Source organism: Pontimicrobium sp. MEBiC01747 (genome assembly GCF_053601635.1).
Genome location: NZ_JBSHNS010000009.1, coordinates 1 through 2024, shown reverse-complemented (window position 1 = coordinate 2024; position 2024 = coordinate 1). Strand labels below are relative to the sequence as shown.

Here is a 2024-nt window from a genome sequence, read left to right as displayed (position 1 = left end):
GTAACAGAAAGTGTTTTAGAATCATTTCCACATGTAGAGCTTGTACTAGTTAAAGTAACATTGAATGTACCAGATTCTGTATATGTATATGTTGGGTTTAAATTAGTAGATGTTCCAATAGCATCTCCAAAATCCCAAGTGTAATTATCTGAGTTTAAAGAGGTGTTAGTAAAGGTCACTTCTCCATTATTGGAAGCATTAACCTCATAGGAAAAATCGGCTACAGGATTAGGTCTAACAATTACGTTTACAGCTTTTCTGGTACTCTTTATATTAGCAATGTCCCAATTATAAAAGAAATAATAAAAAGAACTGCCTGCACTACTGTCTTTTATAGAGATACCACTGTTTGTATAGGGATAGGAAACACCAGTACCTGTTCTGTATAGAGATAACCCACTTGATAACTCTACAGCAGTTAATCTTAAATCTGTAGCGACAGGTATTAAGAAATCTAATTCTATGGTTTGTACTCCAGGAGTTTCAATTAAAATAACTCTAGAGTCTAACATGTTTCCATTACTGTCTTGTAGTTGTACTTCCATTTCTCCTGCTTGACTAGGGTTAATAGTTACTTTTTGCAAGAGTACAGATTCTGTAGCATCAAAAACTAAGTATCTGCTACCAGATCTTTGTGCTCCATTATTCTGACTGTCTAAAATTCCTACTGATGGTTTTGTGATTTCATCTTCTACATAGTATGTTGTATTGTTTTGTAATGAAGGTGTATTATATGTTGGTCCTGTATAAATAGGAGTCGTAGCATCTATAGAACTGTACCAATTTAAAACCCCTGAACCTGTAGCTGTTAATGTTGCAGATTGAGAGTTACAAATAGTCTCGTCGCTTGTAACGGGTTCTGGTGTAGTAGCTACTAATGTTACATTTTGTATTGTTTTGGTATTGTTAGTAACAGTAATGTTAATAGTTTGAGGTGTATAACCATTAGCTTCGTATGTAACATTGTAAGTTCCAGCTTCTATTAACCTATAGTAGTCACCTAATGTTCTACTAGAGTTAACCCAAGAATTATTAAAGTCGTGTCCAGTTATAGATATTTTTGCTGCAATTGGATTTCCAGAAGCATCGCTAACAGTGCCTTGAAACCCATAATTTGCTTGTTTAATGTAATCTAAAAAAGCTTGTTTATTAAACTCCCATAAATTGGGTAATTGAGCACCATTAATAAATTTAACATTAGAAAGTTCTATAGTTACTTCTTTTGCATGTCTATAATATGTCATGTAATCCTGTCTTCCTCCATATACAGTATACCACGATGCTCCATGGGTAACGCCTGGGCTAGGGTATGTTCCTTGGTCTTCATCTACCGTCATATAATTAGTATCCCCAAGCGCATCACTAGCATTTTGGGCATGAGTTGCATACTCAACCGAAATATATTCATAATAATTATGATCTGCATGTTGCGTGAATGTATTATCTCCAGGATAGTTAACTAGCTCTGTACCTCCATGAAAATTAGCAGAGAGAACAAAATCTTTAGAAGCTTCAAAATTCATAAAAGCAGTCGTTTCTAATTCATATACTCCTCCAGTACTATTAACATGCAATCTACTAGTATTACCTGCACCTTCATTTATTCTACCAATGTTTTCATGATCGGGATAGTTTCTATTTAAATCTTGTCCGTTAGCATTAGATCGTGTAGGGCTATTTATAGTTATGCTTCCTGTATTTCCATAAGTTCCATCTGGATTAGCAGAAGGATTAATATATATTTCTGTAGCATTAACTAAATTGGTAACTTCTGTATTTGTACCATAATTATTTAAAAGATAATCTATTAACCTAATCATTAAAGGGAAACCTGCAATTTCATTTCCATGCATAGAAGAAGTGTAAAAAAACTCTGGTTCTGCTTCTTCCATTGTTACATTATCAGAAATTTTAAGCACTAATAGGGCTCTACCATTTTTAGTTGTACCTATATTTTCTAAAGAACAAATAGAAGGGAATGTATTGGCATAGTATGTCATTTTATTTACATATTCTGTATATGT

Annotated in this window: 1 protein-coding gene; it reads right to left on the bottom strand. The window is 33.5% G+C overall.

Annotated elements, in window-relative coordinates:
- On the bottom strand, window positions 1-2000 hold a 2000-nt coding region (locus ACVC2P_RS00075; protein WP_452596453.1), incomplete at its 3' end, for a M14 family zinc carboxypeptidase.
- Between the last annotated feature and the right edge of the window lie 24 nt (window positions 2001-2024).